Source organism: Pseudomonas sp. DCA-1, assembly GCF_046523955.1.
GTDB classification, from domain to species: Bacteria; Pseudomonadota; Gammaproteobacteria; order Pseudomonadales; family Pseudomonadaceae; genus Aquipseudomonas; species Aquipseudomonas putida_Y.
In genome coordinates this window covers 1,916,339-1,936,813 of record NZ_CP169881.1, presented here as the reverse complement: position 1 = coordinate 1,936,813, position 20,475 = coordinate 1,916,339, and the positions used below count along the sequence as shown (strand labels likewise).

Below are 20,475 nucleotides of genomic sequence, written 5' to 3'. Positions count from 1 at the left end.
CGCACACCATGAATGCGGCGCGGTACCTGTAGGAGCGGGTTCACCCGCGAAGCATTCACCACCCGATTAACAGGCTATTAACTTACAGCTATTTAATCAGTCGACTTGCCCAAGGAATAATCCCTTAACTTGTTGGCAATCGTCGTGTGCGAAACACCCAGTCTTTTTCCCAAAGCCCGACTACTGGGAAACTCTCCCATCAAACTTTCCAGCACCGCCTTTTCAAAACGCCCTACAATTTGTGAAAGGTCCCCTTCCAGCGAAAACTCGCCCAACGGTTGCCGCGCGCCATAATCCGGCAAACGAATATGCTCGCTTTTAACCACGCCGCCGTCACATAACGAAACGGCCTGGAACAAGACGTTTTCCAACTGCCTTACATTACCCGGCCAGTGATACTGCCCAAGTTTGTCCATTGCCGCCGGCGCCAGGCGCGGCATGGCGCAGCCAATCTGCCGACTGGCCTGATCAAGAAAATGCTGCACCAACCCCTCCAGGCCATCCATGCACTCGCGCAAAGGCGGAATGTGCAGCGACAGTACGTTGAGGCGGTGATACAGGTCCTGGCGAAACTCGCCACGGGCACATAACTCGGACAAATCCACCTGGGTTGCACAAATCACCCGTACATCCAGGTAGACCTCTTCATCGCTACCTACCCGACGGAAGCAGCCGTCCTGCAAAAAGCGCAGCAGCTTTACCTGCAGTCGCGGGCTCATCTCCCCCACACCGTCAAGGAACAGCGTGCCGCCAGCGGTCAACTCCAGCAGCCCCAGCTTGCCTTCGGCGCGTGCCCCTTCAAATGCCCCAGGGCCGTAACCGAACAGCTCGGTCTCGGCCATCGATTCGGGCAGCCCGGCGCAGTTGAGGGCCATCAGCGGCGACTGGCCACGCGGGCTGGCCAGATGGCAGGCACGCGCCAGCAACTCTTTGCCGGTACCGGTTTCGCCCTCGATCAACAACGGTGCATCCAGCGGCGCCATGCGCCGCGCTTCACGCACCACCGCAGCCATCACCCGCGAGCTCTGGAAGATGCTGTCGAAGCCGCGCAGCTCTTGCTTGCGCACATTGTAGATACGCTCGCCGATCCGGTCGGCGCGGTGCAAGGTCAGCACCGCGCCGGCCAGCGCCTCGCTGTCATCGTGCTCGGACTGCAGCGGTGCGATATCGGCCAGGAACACATCACCTTTGACTTTGATGCGCAAGCCATTGATGCGCGACTTGTTGGCCCGAACCAGTTCCGGTAAGTCGAAGTCTTCTACATAGCGCGCCAGCGGCATGCCCGGCACTTCATCAACACGCACGCCAAGCAACTGCGCGGCTGCACGGTTGGCGGCAACGATGCTGCCGCCCATGTCGATCGACAACACCGGGAAGTCCAGCGCCCCCAGCAACGCATTCAGCTCCATGTGCCGGCGTTCGCTGGGCATCAGGCCCACGCGCTTGACGCCGAATACCCCGGCAATCGCCTCGAACTTCGGCCGGAGGGCCTGAAATTGCAGGTTGATCAGGTTCGGGCAATGCAGGTAGATGGCGTTGCCATGGTCACCGCCCACCTCGCCGCGCAGCACGTTGATGCCGTACTCCACCAGCAGGTTGAGGATGTCGCGCAGGATGCCAATGCGGTTCTGGCAATGGACTTTGATACGCATGAGGGCTCTCGAAGCGCCAATGTTTTTCAACACCGCGCAGAAAAGTCGTAAAGATAAGCTGACAAAAACAAGGTTTCCACCAGCCAGATGCCTCGAATTTTCCGACACTTGCTAGGTTTTGTAAAATTATCGTTACGAAAACCCACATCGGCACCCTTCGCGGCCGAAGCCCGCCCCGGTGCAAAACCGCTGGTGAAGGGATATTCCTTTAGGCATGTCCTGCACATAACAAGAAAAGCCCTCACCAGGAGAGCCTCATGAAACAGACGCAATACGTGGCACGCGAGCCCGATGCGCATGGTTTTATCGATTACCCGCAGCAAGAGCATGCGGTGTGGAACACCCTGATCACCCGACAGCTGAAAGTGATCGAAGGCCGTGCGTGCCAGGAATACCTGGACGGCATCGACCAGCTGAAGTTGCCTCATGACCGCATTCCGCAACTGGGCGAGATCAACAAGGTGCTGGGCGCCACCACCGGCTGGCAGGTTGCCCGGGTACCGGCGCTGATCCCCTTCCAGACCTTCTTCGAGCTGCTGGCCAGCAAGCGCTTTCCGGTCGCCACCTTCATCCGCACCCCGGAAGAGCTGGACTACCTGCAAGAGCCGGATATCTTCCACGAGATATTCGGCCACTGCCCGCTGCTGACCAATCCTTGGTTCGCCGAGTTCACCCACACCTACGGCAAGCTCGGCCTGGCCGCGACCAAGGAACAACGTGTGTACCTGGCGCGCTTGTACTGGATGACCATCGAGTTTGGCCTGATGGAAACCGCGCAAGGCCGCAAAATCTATGGTGGTGGCATCCTCTCGTCGCCGAAAGAGACCGTCTACAGTCTGTCCGACGAGCCTGAGCACCAGGCCTTCGACCCGATTGAGGCCATGCGTACGCCCTACCGCATCGACATTCTGCAACCGGTGTATTTCGTGCTGCCGAACATGAAGCGCCTGTTCGACCTGGCCCACGAAGACATCATGGGCATGGTCCACAAAGCCATGCAGCTGGGTCTGCATGCACCGAAGTTTCCACCCAAAGTCGCTGCCTGAGCGACTTTGCCGATAACAACTCGAACCGGAAAACACCTCATGAATGCCTTGAACCAAGCCCATTGCGAAGCCTGCCGCGCCGATGCCCCGAAAGTCACCGACGAAGAGCTGGCCGAGCTGATCCGCGAAATCCCGGACTGGAACATCGAAGTACGTGACGGCCACATGGAGCTGGAGCGCGTGTTTCTGTTCAAGAACTTCAAGCACGCCCTGGCGTTCACCAATGCCGTGGGCGAAATCGCCGAGGCCGAAGGCCACCACCCAGGGCTGCTGACTGAATGGGGCAAGGTCACCGTGACCTGGTGGAGCCACTCGATCAAAGGCCTGCACCGCAACGACTTCATCATGTGCGCACGCACTGACAAGGTGGCGGAAACGGCTGAAGGCCGGAAGTAAACACCAGAAAAAGGGGCCAGAGGCTAATGCCAGTCAGTTAAGGTTTCATCCTCATTAACTGGGGCCGCTTTGCGGCCCTTCGCGGGCAAGCCCGCTCCCACAGGTACAGCGCAAGCTTGAGATTTTGCGCAATCCTGTGGGAGCGGGCTTGCCCGCGAAGGGCTGCAAAGCAGCCCCATTTGGTTTAACTGACCGGCATTAGGCCAGAGGCCCCTTTTTTCATGGGGCATTTGTGCGTTGTTCGCCCGCAAAACCGACAAGCGACCAGGAAAAAAACCAAACTGTCATCCAGACTTGTGTATCCTGCCCCAGCTTATTGAAGCTCCAAACGCGCCTGGCGCAGACTTTTCACTCACACTTGCGAGGAACGACGAGATGCATGAAATCCCGAATCTTCCCTTCCCAAGCCTGAACCCAGAAGAGCCATCCGTGACCGTTCACGCCGAACCGGCACCTGCCGCCGAGCAGGATGGTGACGATCAATCCAGCGCTGACCAGGAATAACTGCGCATCCCCGGCTGTGTGAAAACGGCTGACCTGCGGGCTACCCCCGTCATCACGTTTTCACACCGTCTAAAATCAACGTCGTAACAACCCACTACCACCTGCCCCGCCCCTACCCCACACAGACTCGCGCCTCCTACCGCAAAGAGGCAGAAATGCGCCAGCCGCTCAAGCGCTCGACGCCCTGCTGCATTCGTCCATGTTCACCCGATGGGCCGGCTTCGTCCTGCCGCGCTTGCGGCTGGATTACTCGCAAGCCGAGTTCAGTGTGACCTGGATGCTCGATTACACCAACTGACTACAGGCTGACAGCTGCGCCTGCAAACACCCTTGCTGTGGTTAAGATGGCGGCACACACCGCCATTCTTACCGCAGCAACGGATCCCCAATGCCAGCACGCAGTCCCACGTCCCTTGCCGTCACTGGGCAAGTCGTCTCCATCGTCCTGTTCACCTTCATCGGCTACCTGAACATCGGCATCCCTCTGGCCGTGTTGCCCGGCTATGTGCACAACGACCTGGGTTTCAGTGCCGTGGTCGCCGGCCTGGTGATCAGCGTGCAGTACCTCGCGACGTTGCTCAGCCGCCCCGGCGCCAGCCGCATCATCGATAACCACGGCAGCAAGAAGGCGGTCATGTATGGCCTGGCCGGTTGCGGGCTAAGCGGGGTATTCATGCTGGCCTGCGCCTTCCTCACTCACCTGCCCTGGCTGAGCCTGGCTTGCCTGCTGGTCGGCCGCCTGGTGCTGGGCAGCGCCGAAAGCCTGGTAGGCTCGGGCGCGATCGGCTGGGGCATTGGCCGGGTGGGTGCCGCAAACACGGCCAAGGTCATCTCCTGGAACGGCATCGCCAGCTATGGTGCGCTGGCCATCGGCGCCCCACTGGGTGTGCTGATGGTCAAAGGCCTCGGGCTGTGGAGCATGGGTGTGAGCATCATCCTGCTGTGCGTACTCGGTTTGCTGCTGGCCTGGCCCAAGCAAGCCACCCCCATCGTCAGCGGTATACGCCTGCCGTTCCTGCGGGTGCTGGGCAAGGTATTTCCGCATGGCTCGGGGCTTGCCCTGGGTTCGATTGGCTTTGGCACCATCGCCACCTTCATCACCCTGTACTACGCAAGCCGTGGCTGGGCCAATGCGGCACTGACCCTGAGCCTGTTCGGCGCCAGTTTCATCAGCGCACGACTGCTCTTTGGCAACCTGATCAATCGCATCGGTGGCTTCAGGGTGGCAATCGCCTGCCTTTCGGTGGAAATGCTCGGGCTGTTGATGCTGTGGCTGGCACCCAACGCCGAACTGGCCTTGGCGGGGGCTGCACTGAGCGGGTTTGGTTTTTCGCTGGTGTTTCCGGCGTTGGGCGTGGAGGCAGTGAACCAAGTGTCGGCAGCTAACCGCGGGGCGGCGGTGGGGGCTTATTCGCTGTTCATCGACTTGTCACTGGGGGTGACCGGGCCATTGGTCGGTGCGGTGGCGGCGGGGTTCGGCTTTGCTTCGATGTTTCTGTTCGCGGCGGCTGCGGCAGCGTGCGGGTTGGTGTTGAGCCTCTATCTGTACCGCCAGGCGCGCCGTGGCAGGGACCGTACAACAGAAGCCTGAAAGCCGCTGACGGCCTCTTCGCGGGCAACCCCGCCCGCCTGGTTTGCACGATCCCCGTACCGCGAAGGGCTGCAAAGCAGCCCCCAAGGCCCTGAAACTTAGCGCTGAGCGTACTGCAACACCACCTCAAGCGGGTGACGCATCTTCCGCTCGGTCATGCGCTTGACCTGGCTACGGCACGAGTAACCGGTCGCCAGCGGCTCCCCTTCCTTGTCCAGTTTGGTCGCCCAGCTCTGCTCGAATATGACCCGAGAGATTTCCTGGTTGCGGGCTTCGTGCCCGTAGGTACCGGACATACCGCAGCAACCCGTGGCCTCGGTCACCAGCTTCAGCCCCAGACGGGCGAACACCTGCTCCCACTGCCGGGTGCTGGCCGGCACGTTGGTCTTCTCGGTGCAGTGCGCCATCAGGCGGAAACTGCCCGGTGCGGTCGGCGCCTGCTCGGGCAGCACATCCATCAGCCATTCCTGCGGCAGCAGCACCTGCGGGCAACCCTCCAGGCCTGGCACTTTCTGATACTCCTGGCGATACACCAGCGTCATCGCCGGGTCCAGCCCCACCAGCGGCACGCCGCAATCGGCCAGGGCCTTGAGCTGCGTGGCGTTGCGGATCGCTGCCTTGGCAAATGCGCCAAGGAAACCCTGTACGTGCAACGGCTTGCCGTTGGCGCTGTACGGTGCCAGGAATACCCGGTGGCCCAGCCGGTGGGCAAGGTCTATGAAGGCCGACAGCAGCGGCGTTTCGAAGTAGCGGGTGAAGGCGTCCTGCACCAGCACGATGCTGCGCTCGCGCTGGGCCGGGGTCAGCTCGCGCAGGGCCGGCACCGTGGCCATGCCAACGCGGCAACGGGTCAGGGTAGCCTGGAAGTTGAAGCGGCTGATCAGCGGGCTGTCGACCATGCCCACCTTGTCGGCCAGCAGTTGGCTCACCCACTTCGAGCCCATCACCGCGTTGTACAGCCCCGGTGCGTGCGCCAGGTAGGGGATGGTGAACTCGAGCGAGCCGATCAGGTAGTCACGCAGCGGGCGCTGGTAGCGGCCGTGGTACAGCTCGAGGAAGCGCGAGCGGAAGTCCGGCACATTGACCTTGATCGGGCACTGCCCGGCGCACGACTTGCACGCCAGGCAGCCGGCCATGGCGTCGTACACTTCATGGGAGAAATCTTCCTGGCCCTGGTTGCGCGCGCGGTTGTTGCGCAGACGCGCCGGCAGGCCCTTGAGCCACGACACCTTGTTGCGCGCCGCAGCCAGCACATCAATGTTCGCCTCGCCCTGCAGGCGCAGCCACTCGCGCATTAGCGAGGCGCGGCCCTTGGGCGAATGCTTGCGTTCGCGGGTAGCCTTCCACGACGGGCACATGGCGTCGTTGGGGTCATAGTTGTAACAGGCGCCATTGCCGTTGCAGTGCACGGCGCTGGGGAAGTCCTGCCATACGCGCTCGTCAATGGTGCGGTCAAGGTCGCCGCGCAGGGTCACGCCATCGACCGGGGTCAGGCCCTCGGCGCTGCCCGGCGGTGTGCAGATCTTGCCCGGGTTGAGCTGGTTGTGCGGGTCAAAGGCGCCCTTCAGGCGCTGCAAGGCCGGGTACAGCTCGCCGAAGTACTCGGGCACGTATTCCGAGCGCAGGCCTTTGCCGTGCTCACCCCACAACAGGCCGCCATAACGCTTGGTCAGCGCGGCAACGGCGTCGGAAATCGGCTTGACCAGCGCAGCCTGCGCCGGGTCCTTCATGTCCAGTGCCGGGCGCACATGCAGCACGCCGGCATCGACGTGGCCAAACATGCCATAGGCCAGGCCGTAGCCATCGAGCAGTGCGCGGAAATCGGCGATGTAGTCGGCCAATTGCTCTGGCGGTACCGCGGTGTCTTCCACGAACGGCTGCGGGCGCACTTCGCCTTCGACGTTACCCAGCAGGCCCACCGAGCGCTTGCGCATGGTATAGACGCGGGTGACTGCCTCGGCGCCTTCGGCCAAGGTGTGGCCCAGGCGCTCGACGCTGGTGTCGCTTTGCAGATGCTGGATGAACGCCTGCACCTTGGCGTTGACCTCGGCCGGTTCGTCGCCGCAGAACTCCACCAGGTTGATGCCCAGCGTGGGGCGCTCGGGGTCCGCCGGGAAGTACTCGGCAACGCTGTGCCAGACGATGTCTTTCATCGCCAGCATCAGCACCTTGGAGTCGACCGTCTCGATCGACAGCGGCTTGTGCGCCATCAGCGCATTGGCATCGCGCAGCGCATCCATGAAGCTGGTGTAGCGTACGTTGACCAGCACCGCATACTTGGGAATCGGCAGCACGTTGAGTTTGGCTTCGACCACGTAGCCCAGCGAGCCCTCGGCGCCGCACAGCACGCTGTTGAGGTTGAAGCGGCCCTGCTCGTCGCGCAGGTGCGCCAGGTCGTAGCCGGTCAGGCAACGGTTGAGCTTGGGGAAGGTGGTTTCAATCAGTTCGGCCTGGGTTTCCTGAATTTCCCGGGCCATGCGGTACACCTCACCGACCCGGCCCGGCGCGGCGCAGGCCTGCTCCAGCGCGGCATCGTCGATCAGCAGGCTGTGCAGGCGTTCGCCACCGAGCAGCACGCTGTGCAGCTCCAGCACGTGGTCGCGGGTTTTGCCGTAGGTGCAGCTGCCCTGGCCACTGGCATCCGTGTTGATCATGCCGCCGACCGTGGCGCGGTTGGAGGTGGACAGCTCAGGGGCGAAGAACAGCCCGTGCGGCTTGAGCGCAGCATTGAGCTGGTCCTTGACCGTACCGGCCTGTACCCGCACCCAGCGCTCTTGCACGTTGATTTCGAGAATGTTGTTCATGTGCCGCGACAGGTCGACGACGATACCGTCGGTCAGCGACTGGCCGTTGGTGCCGGTGCCACCACCGCGCGGGGTCAGCTTGACCTGCTGGAAGCGCGGCTCGCCCATCAGCGTGGCGACCCGTGCCACATCGTCGGCATCCAGCGGGAATACCGCCGCCTGCGGCAAACGCTGGTAGATCGAGTTGTCGGTGGCCAGTACCGTGCGGGTTGCGTAGTCGGCACTGATCTGACCACGGAAGCCGCTGTTGCGCAGGGCTTCGAGGAATTCGGGGTAATTGGCGCTCGGTGCAACGGTGGACAGCTGGGCGATCATCGAAGGAAGGCCTCTTGATATTGGCTAGATCACGGGATACCTGTCGCTCCAGCATGGGTTCAAGCATGCAGGGATGACGTATAGGCCAATGTTCCTGTAGTTTCGCGTCAGGGGCAAACGGATAATCCTGCCGCTATCAATGACTTTTATGAATGAATTACCGCCACCTGACCCCATCCATGTCACTGCTGCTGGCTTTCGAGGCCGCCGCCCGGCATGAAAGCTACACCCGCGCCGCCGCCGAACTGTCGCTGACCCAAAGCGCGGTCAGCCGCCAGGTACAGGCCCTGGAGCAGCAGTTGGGCCTGACACTGTTCCGTCGCGAGGGGCGCCAGGTGCAACTGACCGATGTCGGCCGCCTGTACCAGCGCGAGCTCAGCGAGGCACTGGGGCGCATCCGCAGCGCTACCTTGCAGGCACTGGCCTATCAATCGGGGGTGGGCACCTTGCGCCTGGCTACCCTGCCAACATTCGGCTCGAAATGGCTGTTGCCGAGGCTGCATGCGTTCTACAGCGCTCACCCGGGCATGCTGGTGCACATTCATTCACGCATTGAAACCATCAACTTCGACACCAGCGAAATCGATGCCGCCATCGGTGTGGCCAGCCACGACCTGCCGGGGCTTGTCTGCCATCGCCTGCATGCCGAAGAACTGGTAGTGATCTTGCCGCCAGAGGCCGGCGCCGACAGCCAGGGCTGGAGCCCGGCCAGGATCAGCGAAGAGGTGCTGCTGAATGTGGCCAACAACCCGCATGCGTGGGGCGAGTGGTTTTCCCATCATGGCTTGCCGCATCGTGCGATGCGGCTGGGGCCTAGCTTCGAGCTGACCTCGCACCTGATCCAGGCGGTACGTGCCGGGATCGGGATCGGGCTGGTGCCGCGCATATTGGTGGAGGAGGAACTGGCCAAGGGAGAGCTGTACAGCCCGGGCGTGGCGTTTGCCAGCCAGCGCAGTTACTACCTGATCTACCCGCCGAGGAATGAGGCGCTGCCGTCGTTGCGGGCATTCAGAGGCTGGTTGCTGGAGCAGATCTGATTTTTGGCGGGATCACCTGACTTGAGGGCAACGCTGTACCTGTAGGAGCGGGTTCACCCGCAAAAGGGCCCACACAGATAACAAAAAACCCGAAGCCAGTCACCTGACTCCGGGTTTTCACATACCGTCTATGGCGCCTTACTTGGCCACAGTCTCAACAGCACCGCCCGCATCAACCCGGCGACGCGACTTGACCATGTACACCACGAACATCGCAAGCAGCCACACCGGGATCGCATACACCGACACCTGGATGCCCGGGATCATCAGCATGATGCCGAGAATCAGCACCACGAAGGCCAGCACCACATAGTTGCCGTACGGGTACCACAGCGCCTTGAACAGCGGCTTCTGGCCGGTACGGTCAAGGTGCTGACGGAACTTCAGGTGCGAGTAGCTGATCATCGCCCAGTTGATGACCAGGGTGGCCACGACCAGCGACATCAGCAGTTCCAGCGCGTTTTGCGGCATCAGGTAGTTCAGCAGCACGGCAACGAAGGTCACGGCTGCCGACACCAGGATCGAACGCACTGGCACACCACGCTTGTCGACCTTGGCCAGCGCCGCCGGGGCATCGCCCTGCTCGGCCATACCCAGCAGCATGCGGGCGTTGCAGTAGGTGCCGCTGTTGTACACCGACAGCGCAGCAGTCAGCACCACGAAGTTCAGCAGGTTGGCAGCCACGTCACTGCCCAGCAGCGAGAACACTTGCACGAACGGGCTGCTGCCATAGCTGCCACCCGAGGCGTCGATGCTGGCGACCAGGGTGTCCCACGGGGTCAGCGACAGCAGTACCACCAGGGCACCGACATAGAAGATCAGGATGCGGTAGATGACCTGGTTGATCGCTTTGGGGATCACGGTCTTTGGCTTGTCGGCCTCGGCGGCGGTGAAGCCGAGCATTTCCAGGCCACCAAAGGAAAACATGATGAAAGCCAAGGCCATTACCAGCCCGCTGACACCATTGGGGAAGAAGCCGCCGTGTGACCACAGGTTGGCCACGGTGGCTTCAGGGCCGCCGCTGCCACTGGTCAGCAGGTAGGCACCCAGGCCGATCATGCTGACGATGGCGACCACCTTGATGATGGCGAACCAGAATTCGGCTTCACCGAAGAACTTCACGTTCATCAGGTTGATGGCGTTGATCAGCACGAAGAAGGCTGCCGCCGTGACCCAGGTGGGGATCTCCGGCCACCAGTAGTGGACATACTTGCCGACCGCCGAAAGCTCCGACATACCCACCAGGATATACAGCACCCAGCAGTTCCAGCCCGACAGGAAGCCGGCGAAACCACCCCAGTAGGTGTGGGCGAAATGGCTGAACGAGCCGGCCACCGGCTCTTCGACGATCATTTCACCCAGCTGGCGCATGATCATGAAGGCGATGAAGCCGCAGATGGCGTAGCCAAGGATCATCGACGGGCCGGCGGATTTCATCACGCCTGCCGAGCCGAGGAACAGGCCGGTACCAATCGCACCGCCGAGGGCGATCAACTGGATATGGCGGTTCTTCAGGCCCCGCTTTAGCTCGCCTGAATGCATGTTTTGTCCACTCATGAACGAAGTCACCTGCATTGTTTTTATCTGTGACGGAATCGGACCCACCGCGCTCGTGGCGCAGCGGAATGGGCAAGGTGGTTACCTTGGGTTTCTTGACCTCAGGTGCCGCCGGAGCGGGTCAACCAGGCGTGATCAAGAGTGCGCGGTACGCAAGAGAGTCACAGGTAAAACGCGGCGCACTGTATACCCCTGCAAACGCGCAGGCGTCAACGCGTTGCATCGTTTCCTCTCGGAAAAACGCAGCGTTCCTGTGGTACAGGCCTTCAAAGGCGGAGTGATCGGCGTACATGGCGCCTCCATTTGTTGTTTTGTCAGCCCGGCTCTGTGGGCGGGCTCGTGCACAAGGCAATGGCGGCTATAACACCGTGGGGACGGGGGTTTGGGCAAGGGTGGCTGGCGCCATGACGGCGGCTTTGGCACAGAGGCGCCGGCAAGGTTTGTTTACACGAACGGGCTTGATCTGAAACATGGACTGAAAACGGCCAGGCTCGTACAGATTTCTTTACAGGGCGGATCAAGAACTTGCCAGTCGTCCGAAAATTCTTTTTGTTCAATATCTTGGGCCGTTTGGCCACATTCCCGCAGGCATAAAAAAACCAGCCCGAAGGCTGGTTCCTTGATCACCACGCTGGCTTATCAGCCACGCGGCTTGCCGCGACCACGGCCTGCCGGCTTGTCACCCTCAGGCTTGCCCGCACGCTTGCGCATCTCGCTCGGGCGCTCAGCCACCGTGCTGCCACGGGTGGGTTTACGCGGGGCTTCTTCACGCGGCTGACGCGCCGGACGTTCGCTAGTCGCGGCTCCTTCGTGGGCCGGGCGCAGGTTGCGCACGCGCTCGCCACGGCCCAGCGGGCGGGTCGACTTGCGCTGCAGGCGCTCCATCTTGTCCTTGGCCTTGAGCTTCATGGCTGGCAGCGCAACCGGCTGCAGGCCTACTTCGGCGGCGAGGATGTCGATTTCGCCCTGGGTCATTTCGCGCCAGCGGCCCATCGGCAGGTCGGAATTGAGGAACACCGGGCCGAAACGCACACGCTTCAGGCGGCTGACCACCATGCCCTGGGATTCCCACAGGCGGCGCACCTCACGGTTACGACCTTCCATCACCACGCAGTGGTACCAGTGGTTGAAGCCTTCGCCACCCGGTGCCTTCTGGATATCGGTGAACTTGGCCGGGCCGTCTTCCAGCATTACGCCGGCTTTCAGGCGCTCGATCATCTCGTCATCGACCTCACCACGCACACGTACCGCGTACTCACGGTCCATCTCGTAGGACGGGTGCATCAGGCGGTTGGCCAACTCACCGTCAGTGGTGAACAACAGCAAGCCAGTGGTGTTGATGTCGAGGCGGCCGATGTTGATCCAGCGGCCTTCTTTTGGCCGTGGCAAACGGTCGAACACGGTCGGGCGCCCTTCCGGGTCGTCACGGGTGCAGATTTCGCCGTCGGGTTTGTTGTACATGATCACCCGGCGGGTGGCCTCGGCGGCCTCCTCGCGCTTGATCAGCTTGCCGTCCACGGCGATGGCGTCGTGCAGGTCGACGCGCTGGCCAAGGGTAGCCTCGACGCCGTTGACCTTGATGCGACCCTGGCTGATCCAGGCCTCGACATCACGCCGCGAGCCCACGCCAATGCGCGCCAGCACTTTCTGCAGCTTTTCGCCGGATGGCGGGGTGATTTCGGTTTCTTTCAGGTCTTGCTCACTCATCTGGGCACCTCCCGGTGTAGGAATGAAAACAGGGTTCTGGCGACGAACGCGCCAAAAGGCCGCGCATCATACGCGGTTCATCAGGGGAACGCACTGGAGGGTAGAGGGTTTTGTGGGGCTGGGCATGATTTTCTGCCCAATGGGCTTTGTGCTGGCCACCTCGCTGGCACGCCCGCCCCTGCAGGTACGCGCAACCTTCGGGACCTGTGATACCCCTGTGGGAGCGGGCGTGCCCGCGAAGAGGCCAGCACAGGCAACAGATCAATCAGGGCTGCGCCTTGATCTCCTCCTCCACCGGAGGCTCAGGCTCTTCTCCCCGCAAATCATCAAAATCGGTTTTCAAGCCGTCTTCCATGGCATCCAGCTCCACCAACAGGCTACGGAAGCTGGTCTCCTCTCTCGGCTCACCAACCTCCTCCTCCCCAAGGCTGGCATCCGCCAACGCCTGAAGGTGCGCAGGCACCGGCGCATCATCCGGGTCGAGTTGCGGCTCTGGTTCCATTTCGCGCAGCTCGGCCAAGGCCGGCAGGTCCTCAAGGCTCTTGAGGTTGAAATGATCGAGAAACGCCTTGGTGGTGGCGAACATCGCCGGCCGCCCGGGCACTTCGCGGTAGCCGACCACGCGAATCCACTCGCGCTCCATCATGGTCTTGATGATATTGCTGTTCACCGCAACGCCCCGCACATCCTCGATTTCACCACGGGTGATCGGCTGGCGGTAGGCAATCAGGGCTAGTGTCTCAAGCAGCGCTCGCGAATAGCGCTGCGGGCGCTCTTCCCACAGGCGCCCGACCCAAGGGGCATAATCCTCGCGAATCTGCAGGCGATAGCCGCTGGCCACCTCCTTGAGCTCGAAGGCACGGCCATCGCACGACTTGCCCAGCACCTCCAGGGCCCGCTTGAACACCTTGGGCTCAGGGCGCTCGGCCTCCTCGAACAGCTCGTACAGGCGCTCCAGGGATTGCGGCTTGCCCGAAGCGAGCAAGAAGGCTTCGATCAGCGACGCCAGGTCGCGGGGTTCATTCAGGTTCATCGGGTTCTTCAACTGGCGCCGGGCGAAGCCGCACGTGAATGGCGGCGAAAGGTTCATTCTGCACAAGTTCGATCAGCGATTCCTTCACCAGTTCGAGAATGGCCATGAAGGTCACCACCACACCGAGCTTGCCCTCCTCGGCAGCAAACAGCGCGATGAACGGCACAAAGGCACCGCCCTTGAGGCGCTCCAGCACCTGGCTCATGCGCTCGCGGGTGGACAAGGTCTCACGGGTGATCTGATGGCTTTCGAACAGGTCGTTGCGGCGCATCACCTCGGCCATGGACACCAGCAGCTCTTCCAGGCTGACCTGAGGAAACAGCTTGCGTACCTTGGCCTGCGGCGCTTCCAGGCGCGGTACCACCACCTCGCGTCCGACCCGTGGCAATTCGTCGATGCCCTCGGCGGCGGCCTTGAAACGCTCGTACTCCTGCAGGCGGCGGATCAGCTCGGCGCGTGGGTCACCCTCCTCCTCCTCGACGTCGGCGGAGCGCGGCAGCAGCATGCGCGACTTGATCTCGGCCAGCATGGCAGCCATCACCAGGTATTCAGCGGCCAGCTCAAGGCGCACGCTTTTCATCAGTTCTACATAGCCCATGTACTGCCGGGTGATTTCGGCAACAGGGATGTCGAGGATGTCGATGTTCTGTTTGCGGATCAGGTACAGCAGCAAGTCCAGCGGGCCTTCGAAAGCTTCGAGGATGACTTCAAGGGCGTCCGGCGGAATGTACAGGTCCAGCGGCAGCTCGGTCAGGGCTTCGCCATAGACCAGCGCCAGCTGCAGTTGCCGAGGCTCCTCGGCCCGTTCGGCCGACGCCTCAAGCGCTTCCAGCTGGCTCACGCGTTGACCAGGAATGGCGTGGGGTCGCCACAACCTTCGCGGATCAGTTCCGGTTCCTCACCGGAGAGGTCGATGATGGTCGACGCCTTGAGGTCGCCGAACCCGCCATCGATCACCAGGTCGACATGGTGCTCCAGCCGTTCACGAATCTCGTAAGGGTCGGTCATCGGCTCGCTGTCGCCCGGCAGGATCAGGCTTACGCTCATCAGTGGCTCGCCCAACTCGGCCAGCAATGCAAGGGTGATGGCGTGGTCCGGCACACGCAGCCCGATGGTGCGACGCTTATCGTGCAACAGCAGGCGCGGCACTTCACGCGTACCGTTGAGGATGAAAGTGTAAGGCCCCGGCACATGCGCCTTCAGCAAGCGGAAGGTGCCGGTGTCGACCTTGGCATACAACCCCAGTTGCGACATGTCGCAGCACATCAGGGTGAAGTTGTGCGACTTGTCCAGCCCGCGCAGGCGCCGTACCCGCTCGATTGCCGACTTGTCGCCGATCTGGCAACCCAGCGCATAGGCCGAATCCGTCGGATACACCACCACGCCACCCTTGCGGATGATCTCGACGGCCTGTTTTATCAGGCGCGCTTGTGGGTTCTCCGGATGAATCTGGAAAAATTGGCTCACGTAGTCTTCCTGTTCATAGCGCCAAAGGCTGTTCATGGCTGAATCGACGCCACAAAGGTGGCAGATCCTCGGGCAAAGGCCGATAGGCACCGATCTCGCCCCAGGTGCCGGGGCCGTGGAAGTCACTGCCAGCGCTTGCCAGCAGGCCGAACTCACGGGCAAGGATGGACATGGTGCCCACTTGCTCGGCAGGCATCATCCCGTTGACCACTTCAAGCGCCTGCCCTCCTGCCTGAATATAGTCGGCAATCAGCCGCCTGCGCTTGCTGCGTGTCAGGTCGTAGTGCATGGGATGCGCCAGGCTCACCCAAGCGTTGGACTGCCTCAGCGTGGCAACGGTTTCGTCGAGCGTCGGCCAGTGCTGCTTGACGTCGCCCAGCTTGCCGGCGCCCAGCCACTTGCGAAACGCTTCGCCACGGTCCTTGACGTGCCCGGCACGCACCAGATACTCGGCAAAATGCGGTCGCGCCGGGGCGTTGCCGCTGTCACCCAGTTCGTGTTGCACGGCGCGCGCGCCTTCAAGCGTGCCGGGCATGCCCTTGGCCGCCAGCCGTTTGTCGATTTCTTCGGCGCGCAGCCAGCGGCCGTTGTGCAACGCTTGAATCGCCGCCAGCAACGGCGGTGCGTCGAGCGGGAAGTCATAGCCCAGCACATGGATGGTCGCGCCGCCCCACGTGCAAGACAGCTCCACCCCGCTGACCCAGCGCATCCCCAGGTCAGCGCAGGCCTGGCGCGCTTCGGCCAGGCCTTCGAGGGTGTCATGGTCGGTCAGTGCCAGCGCTTGCACCCCGTGCTCATGAGCCCGGGCAACCAGTACCGAAGGCGACAGGGCGCCGTCGGAGGCCGTGCTGTGACAGTGCAGATCAACATTCATAGAGGAGCGCTTTCGCTGGAATCGATGTTTGTTATTATGCCGTCACATCCCGATTCTGGCTGCCATTGTGAAACAATTCATCGATTTCATCCCGCTGCTGCTGTTCTTCATCGTCTACAAGCTCGACCCGCGCCCCATGGAAGTCGCCGGCCATCACTTCGATTTTGGCGGCATCTACAGCGCCACAGCCATGCTGATCGTCAGCTCGCTGGTCGTGTACGGTGCTCTGTTCCTGCGCCAGCGCAAGCTGGAAAAAGGCCAGTGGCTGACGTTGATCGCCTGCCTGGTGTTCGGTGGCCTGACCCTGACCTTCCACAGCGAAACCTTCCTCAAGTGGAAGGCCCCCGTCGTGAACTGGCTGTTCGCCCTGGGTTTTGCCGGCAGCCACTTCATCGGCGACCGGGTGTTGATCAAGCGCATCATGGGCCACGCCCTGACCCTGCCTGACGCCATCTGGGCGCGCCTGAACCTGGCCTGGATCGCTTTCTTCCTGTTCTGCGGCGCGGCCAACCTGTTCGTCGCCTTCACCTTCCAGGACTTCTGGGTGGACTTCAAGGTGTTCGGCAGCCTGGGCATGACCGTGATCTTCCTGGTGGCGCAAGGCGTGTACCTGTCGCGCCACCTGCACGATGACCCTTCTACCTCCAAACCCAAGGATTGACATGCTCTACGCCATTATCGCCAGCGACGTCGCAAACTCCCTGGAAAAGCGCCTGGCTGCCCGCCCGGCGCACATCGACCGCTTGCAGCAGCTCAAGGCCGAAGGCCGCGTGGTGCTGGCCGGCCCGCACCCGGCAATCGACAGCAACGACCCGGGCGAAGCGGGTTTCAGCGGTAGCCTGATCGTTGCCGAGTTCGAGTCGCTGGCGGCGGCGCAGACCTGGGCCGATGCCGACCCGTACATCGCTGCCGGCGTATACGACAAGGTTGTGGTCAAGCCGTTCAAGCAAGTACTGCCCTGACCTGAGACGGCACGGCCCTCTTCGCGGGTAAACACGCGAAGAGGGCCGCGCGGTACCAGCAGTTATACTCAGGTCATCAGTCTGCGGTATCTTTGCCACTGGCGGGCCGAATCACCGCCGTCATTGGTTGAATTGAGTGAGTCATGAGCGAGCTGTTACTGATTGATGATGACCAGGAACTGTGCGAGCTGCTCGGCAGCTGGCTGACCCAGGAAGGGTTTTCCGTGCGTGCCTGCCACGATGGCCAGAGCGCACGCCAGGCCCTGGCTGAGCATGCCCCTGCTGCCGTGGTACTGGATGTGATGTTGCCCGACGGCAGTGGCCTGGAGCTTCTCAAGCAGCTGCGCAGCGAGCATGCCGAGCTGCCAGTGCTGATGCTGTCAGCCCGCGGCGAGCCGCTGGACCGCATTCTCGGCCTGGAACTGGGCGCCGACGATTACCTGGCCAAACCCTGCGACCCGCGTGAGCTCACTGCCCGCCTGCGCGCGGTGCTGCGCCGCAGCCACCCCACCGCCACGACCAGCCAGATGGAGCTGGGTGACCTCGTCTACAGCCCTGCGCGCGGCGTGGTCAGCATCGATGGCCGCGAAATGACCCTGACCCTGTCCGAAAGCCGTGTTCTTGAGGCGCTGCTGCGTCAGCCCGGCGAGCCGCTGGACAAACAGGAGCTGGCGCAGATCGGCCTGGGCCGCAAACTGACCCTGTACGACCGCAGCCTGGACATGCATGTCAGCAACCTGCGCAAGAAGATCGGCCCACACGCCGATGGCCGGCCACGCATCGTGGCATTGCGTAGCCGTGGCTATTACTACTGCCTGTAAAACACCGGTGCCGCTGCGCGCTCCATTCGCGGCACAAGGCCCTACCTGCTCGGGCCAATCATCTTTACGTTGCCTTTACCCTCCCCTGACTGCGCTTGACGGTGATCTCCCTAGACTGTGCTCATCCGGTAATCACCGGCCTATGAAAGGAGAGACACCATGCGCAAGACCCTTATCGCCCTGATGTTCGCTGCCGCTCTGCCGACCGTGGCCATGGCCATGCCTGACGGCGGCCCGCGCCACGACGGCCCGCATCATCGCGGTGATGCGCCTTTCCACCAACTGGACCTGAGCCGCGAGCAGCGCCAGCAGATTGGCAAGCTGATGGGCGAGCAGATGCAGCAACGCCGCGACATCACCGAGCGCTACCTGTCCAAGCTGCCGGCCGCCGACCAGAAGGCCATGAAGGACGAGCTGAAAGCCAGCCGCGACAAGACCGACAGCGCGGTGCGCAACCTGCTCAAGCCTGACCAGCAGAAGAAGTTCGATGAACTGCAAAAGGAACGCGCCGCCAAGAAAGCCGAGTGGCAGGAGTTCCAGGCCTGGAAAGCTGAAAAAGGCGCCAAGGCCCAGTAAGCTGTTCGCCCCCTGCCCGGTCCGCATCACTGCGGGCCGGGCTTTTCCCGTTTAGGAGGTGCACTTGCGTTCTCTGTTCTGGCGCATCCTGGCCAGTTTCTGGCTGGCCATCACCCTGGTCGCAGGCCTGTCGATCCTGCTGGGGCACATGCTCAACCAGGACGCCTGGATCCTCAGCCGCCACCCGGGCCTGAATACCCTGGCCAGCAAGTGGACCAAGCACTATGAGCAGGAAGGCCTGGAGGCGGCCCAGCACTTTCTGGAACGACGCAAGGACCGCTACAAGATCGACGTGCAGGTGCTCGACGATAGCGGTGAGGCCGTGGTGCCGGGTACCTTCCCACGCCGTGCGGCAGCCTTCGAAGCGCGCCAGCACAATGACCAGCGGCGCTTGCCATGGCGCCGGCTGACCGAGGAATACACCAGCCCCGACACCGGCGAAACCTACTTGCTGATCTATCGCATTCCCCACCCGGCGCTGGATGCCTGGCACCGTGAAAGCCTGCTGTGGCCTCTCAGCGCACTGGGCATTGCCTTGGTCGTGCTGACCCTGTTCAGCCTGCTGGTGACGCTGTCCATAACCCGTCCGTTAAGCCGCCTGCGCAGCGCCGTACACGACCTGGGCCAGACCACCTATCAGCAGAACAGCCTGGCACGGCTGGCAGCGCGGCGCGACGAGTTTGGCGTGCTGGCCAAGGACTTCAACAAGATGGGCGCACGCCTGCAAAGCACCATTGGCAGCCAGCGCCAACTGCTACGCGATGTGTCCCACGAACTGCGCTCGCCGCTGGCCAGGCTGCGTATCGCCCTGGCCCTGGCCGAACGCGCCGAGCCTGAGCAGCGACAAGCGCTGTGGCCACGCCTGACCCGCGAGTGCGACCGCCTCGAAGACCTGATCAGCGAAATCCTCGCCCTGGCCCGAGTGGATGCCGAACAGGCTCATGCCGAACCGGTCGACATCAATGCCTTGCTCGGCAGCGTGCGCAAGGACGCCCTGCTGAGCGCGCCGGAGCAGGACGTGCGCCTGGAGGCGCAGCCGGGGTTGAGCTTGCAGGGTTGGCCAACGCTGATAGAGCGGGCCGTGGACAACCTGCTGCGCAATGCCCTGCGCTTCAACCCGGTCGGCCAGCCGATCGAGGTCAGCGCCGCACGCGAGCAGGACCGCATCGTGATCAGCGTACGTGACCATGGGCCTGGGGCGGCAGCGGAGCACCTGACGCAACTGGGCGAGCCGTTCTTCCGCGCGCCGGGGCAGGCAGCGCCGGGGCATGGCCTGGGGCTGGCGATTGCGCGCAAGGCAGCGGAGCGCCACGGCGGTAGCCTGGTGCTGGAGAATCATCCACAGGGTGGGTTTGTGGCCAGGCTGGAGTTGCCCTTGGCTGAAGCGGCAGGCAGTTGATGGGTGTAACGGCGCCTGGCCTCTTCGCGGGTAAACCCGCTCCTACAGGGGATGTGGATGCTGTTGCAGGAGCGGGTATACCTGCGAAGAGGCCAGAAGCCTTGATACATGAATCAGCCCAAGGCAGCCCTACTCACCCCAGCCACTGACGAAATCGGCAGTTGCCAGCACCGGCGCCGTACGCGGCTCGGTCAGCGGCGTGCCGACATACAGGTAGCCAATCAGCTCCTCGTTCTCGGCCAACCCCAACCCCTTGTGCACATGGGCGTCGAAAGCCATGTCACCGGTACGCCACACCGCGCCGATCCCCTGCGCGTGCGCAGCAATCAGAATACCGTGCGCCGCACAGCCCGCCGCCAGGCGTTGCTCGGACTTGGGCACCTTGAAGTGGTCCTGCAACCTGGCCACCACCACGATCAACAATGGCGCCCGCAGCGGCATGGCACGGGCCTTGTCCAAGGCTGCCTGGCTGGCATCGCCCTTGTGCTGCAAGGCTTCGGCGAACAACTCGCCCAGCTTCTCGCGACCCTGGCCTTCGATGGTAAGAAAACGCCACGGCCGCAGCTGGCCGTGGTCCGGGGCGCGCAGGGCAGCCTGGAACAGCGCCTCGCGCTGGGCGGCATTGGGCGCTGGGTCGGTCAGGCGTGGCACGGAAACACGGTTGAGCAATGCGTCGAGAGCCTCCATCGGCTACCCTCCTGGCAGTTGAATGTGCGGCCATTCTAGCGTTTACA

At 62.6% G+C, this 20,475-nt stretch carries 19 protein-coding genes; 10 read left to right on the top strand and 9 right to left on the bottom strand.

The window, feature by feature from the left end; genetic code table 11:
• Positions 1-92: 92 nt before the first annotated feature.
• The gene (locus ACE4QZ_RS09275; RefSeq protein WP_021783456.1) at positions 93-1,652 is read right to left on the bottom strand and encodes a sigma-54-dependent phenylalanine hydroxylase transcriptional regulator PhhR; all 1,560 of its coding nucleotides are present in this window, start codon (positions 1,650-1,652) and stop codon (positions 93-95) included.
• A gap of 257 nt (positions 1,653-1,909) precedes the next feature.
• Here ACE4QZ_RS09275 and phhA point away from each other — a divergent pair, with 257 nt between their 5' ends.
• The 4 genes from phhA to ACE4QZ_RS09255 all read left to right on the top strand — a co-directional run bounded on the left by phhA (position 1,910) and on the right by ACE4QZ_RS09255 (position 5,189).
• A complete protein-coding gene (phhA, locus tag ACE4QZ_RS09270; RefSeq protein WP_003254528.1) occupies positions 1,910-2,698 on the top strand; it encodes a phenylalanine 4-monooxygenase in 789 nt (262 codons plus the stop codon).
• 39 nt (positions 2,699-2,737) lie between these two features.
• Positions 2,738-3,094 carry a 4a-hydroxytetrahydrobiopterin dehydratase gene (locus tag ACE4QZ_RS09265; RefSeq protein WP_003254532.1) on the top strand — a complete coding sequence of 119 codons (357 nt, stop codon included), beginning with the start codon at positions 2,738-2,740 and terminating at the stop codon, positions 3,092-3,094.
• Between the two features lie 375 nt (positions 3,095-3,469).
• Complete coding sequence (locus tag ACE4QZ_RS09260) at positions 3,470-3,598, top strand: hypothetical protein (RefSeq protein ID WP_021783454.1); 129 nt, start codon at positions 3,470-3,472, stop codon at positions 3,596-3,598.
• Positions 3,599-3,986: 388 nt separating this feature from the next.
• On the top strand, positions 3,987-5,189 hold the full coding sequence (locus ACE4QZ_RS09255; RefSeq protein WP_103462180.1) for an MFS transporter: 1,203 nt from the start codon (positions 3,987-3,989) through the stop codon (positions 5,187-5,189).
• Between the two features lie 98 nt (positions 5,190-5,287).
• Here ACE4QZ_RS09255 and ACE4QZ_RS09250 read toward each other — a convergent pair whose 3' ends face one another.
• Entirely contained in the window at positions 5,288-8,308 is a 3,021-nt protein-coding gene (locus ACE4QZ_RS09250; protein WP_103462179.1) for an FAD-binding and (Fe-S)-binding domain-containing protein, read from the bottom strand.
• A gap of 152 nt (positions 8,309-8,460) precedes the next feature.
• On the opposite strand from ACE4QZ_RS09250, the gene ACE4QZ_RS09245 reads away from it, so the two are divergent.
• Entirely contained in the window at positions 8,461-9,345 is an 885-nt protein-coding gene (locus ACE4QZ_RS09245; protein WP_021783450.1) for a LysR substrate-binding domain-containing protein, read from the top strand.
• 138 nt (positions 9,346-9,483) lie between these two features.
• On the opposite strand, the gene ACE4QZ_RS09240 is transcribed toward ACE4QZ_RS09245, so the two are convergent.
• From ACE4QZ_RS09240 to ACE4QZ_RS09215, 6 genes are all read right to left on the bottom strand, one after another.
• Positions 9,484-10,902: an amino acid permease gene (locus tag ACE4QZ_RS09240; protein ID WP_181005296.1), complete on the bottom strand. Its 1,419-nt coding sequence runs from the start codon at positions 10,900-10,902 to the stop codon at positions 9,484-9,486.
• 639 nt (positions 10,903-11,541) lie between these two features.
• Positions 11,542-12,609, bottom strand: a complete 1,068-nt coding sequence (gene rluB, locus ACE4QZ_RS09235; protein ID WP_103462177.1) for a 23S rRNA pseudouridine(2605) synthase RluB — start codon at positions 12,607-12,609, stop codon at positions 11,542-11,544.
• Between the two features lie 265 nt (positions 12,610-12,874).
• Positions 12,875-13,642 (bottom strand): SMC-Scp complex subunit ScpB, encoded by a 768-nt coding sequence (gene scpB, locus ACE4QZ_RS09230; protein ID WP_021783446.1) that lies wholly within the window; start codon positions 13,640-13,642, stop codon positions 12,875-12,877.
• The gene (locus tag ACE4QZ_RS09225; protein ID WP_410480456.1) at positions 13,629-14,369 is read right to left on the bottom strand and encodes a segregation and condensation protein A; all 741 of its coding nucleotides are present in this window, start codon (positions 14,367-14,369) and stop codon (positions 13,629-13,631) included. The genes scpB and ACE4QZ_RS09225 overlap by 14 nt, the downstream gene beginning before the upstream one ends.
• A 110-nt stretch (positions 14,370-14,479) precedes the next feature.
• Positions 14,480-15,109, bottom strand: a complete 630-nt coding sequence (locus tag ACE4QZ_RS09220; RefSeq protein WP_033730170.1) for an L-threonylcarbamoyladenylate synthase — start codon at positions 15,107-15,109, stop codon at positions 14,480-14,482.
• 13 nt (positions 15,110-15,122) lie between these two features.
• Positions 15,123-15,983, bottom strand: coding sequence for a PHP domain-containing protein (locus ACE4QZ_RS09215; RefSeq protein WP_021783443.1), 861 nt, complete (start codon positions 15,981-15,983; stop codon positions 15,123-15,125).
• A 67-nt stretch (positions 15,984-16,050) separates the two neighbouring features.
• Here ACE4QZ_RS09215 and ACE4QZ_RS09210 point away from each other — a divergent pair, with 67 nt between their 5' ends.
• The 5 genes from ACE4QZ_RS09210 (at position 16,051) to ACE4QZ_RS09190 (ending at position 19,741) form a co-directional block, all read left to right on the top strand.
• Entirely contained in the window at positions 16,051-16,644 is a 594-nt protein-coding gene (locus tag ACE4QZ_RS09210) for a septation protein A (RefSeq protein WP_021783442.1), read from the top strand.
• A gap of 1 nt (position 16,645) precedes the next feature.
• Positions 16,646-16,945, top strand: coding sequence for a YciI family protein (locus tag ACE4QZ_RS09205; protein ID WP_021783441.1), 300 nt, complete (start codon positions 16,646-16,648; stop codon positions 16,943-16,945).
• Between the two features lie 143 nt (positions 16,946-17,088).
• Entirely contained in the window at positions 17,089-17,766 is a 678-nt protein-coding gene (locus ACE4QZ_RS09200) for a response regulator transcription factor (protein ID WP_021783440.1), read from the top strand.
• A 159-nt stretch (positions 17,767-17,925) separates the two neighbouring features.
• The gene (locus ACE4QZ_RS09195) at positions 17,926-18,342 is read left to right on the top strand and encodes a Spy/CpxP family protein refolding chaperone (protein WP_021783439.1); all 417 of its coding nucleotides are present in this window, start codon (positions 17,926-17,928) and stop codon (positions 18,340-18,342) included.
• Positions 18,343-18,400: 58 nt separating this feature from the next.
• A complete protein-coding gene (locus tag ACE4QZ_RS09190) occupies positions 18,401-19,741 on the top strand; it encodes a sensor histidine kinase (RefSeq protein ID WP_101196523.1) in 1,341 nt (446 codons plus the stop codon).
• Positions 19,742-19,870: 129 nt separating this feature from the next.
• Here ACE4QZ_RS09190 and ACE4QZ_RS09185 read toward each other — a convergent pair whose 3' ends face one another.
• Entirely contained in the window at positions 19,871-20,428 is a 558-nt protein-coding gene (locus ACE4QZ_RS09185; RefSeq protein ID WP_021783437.1) for a nitroreductase family protein, read from the bottom strand.
• Positions 20,429-20,475: the final 47 nt, after the last annotated feature.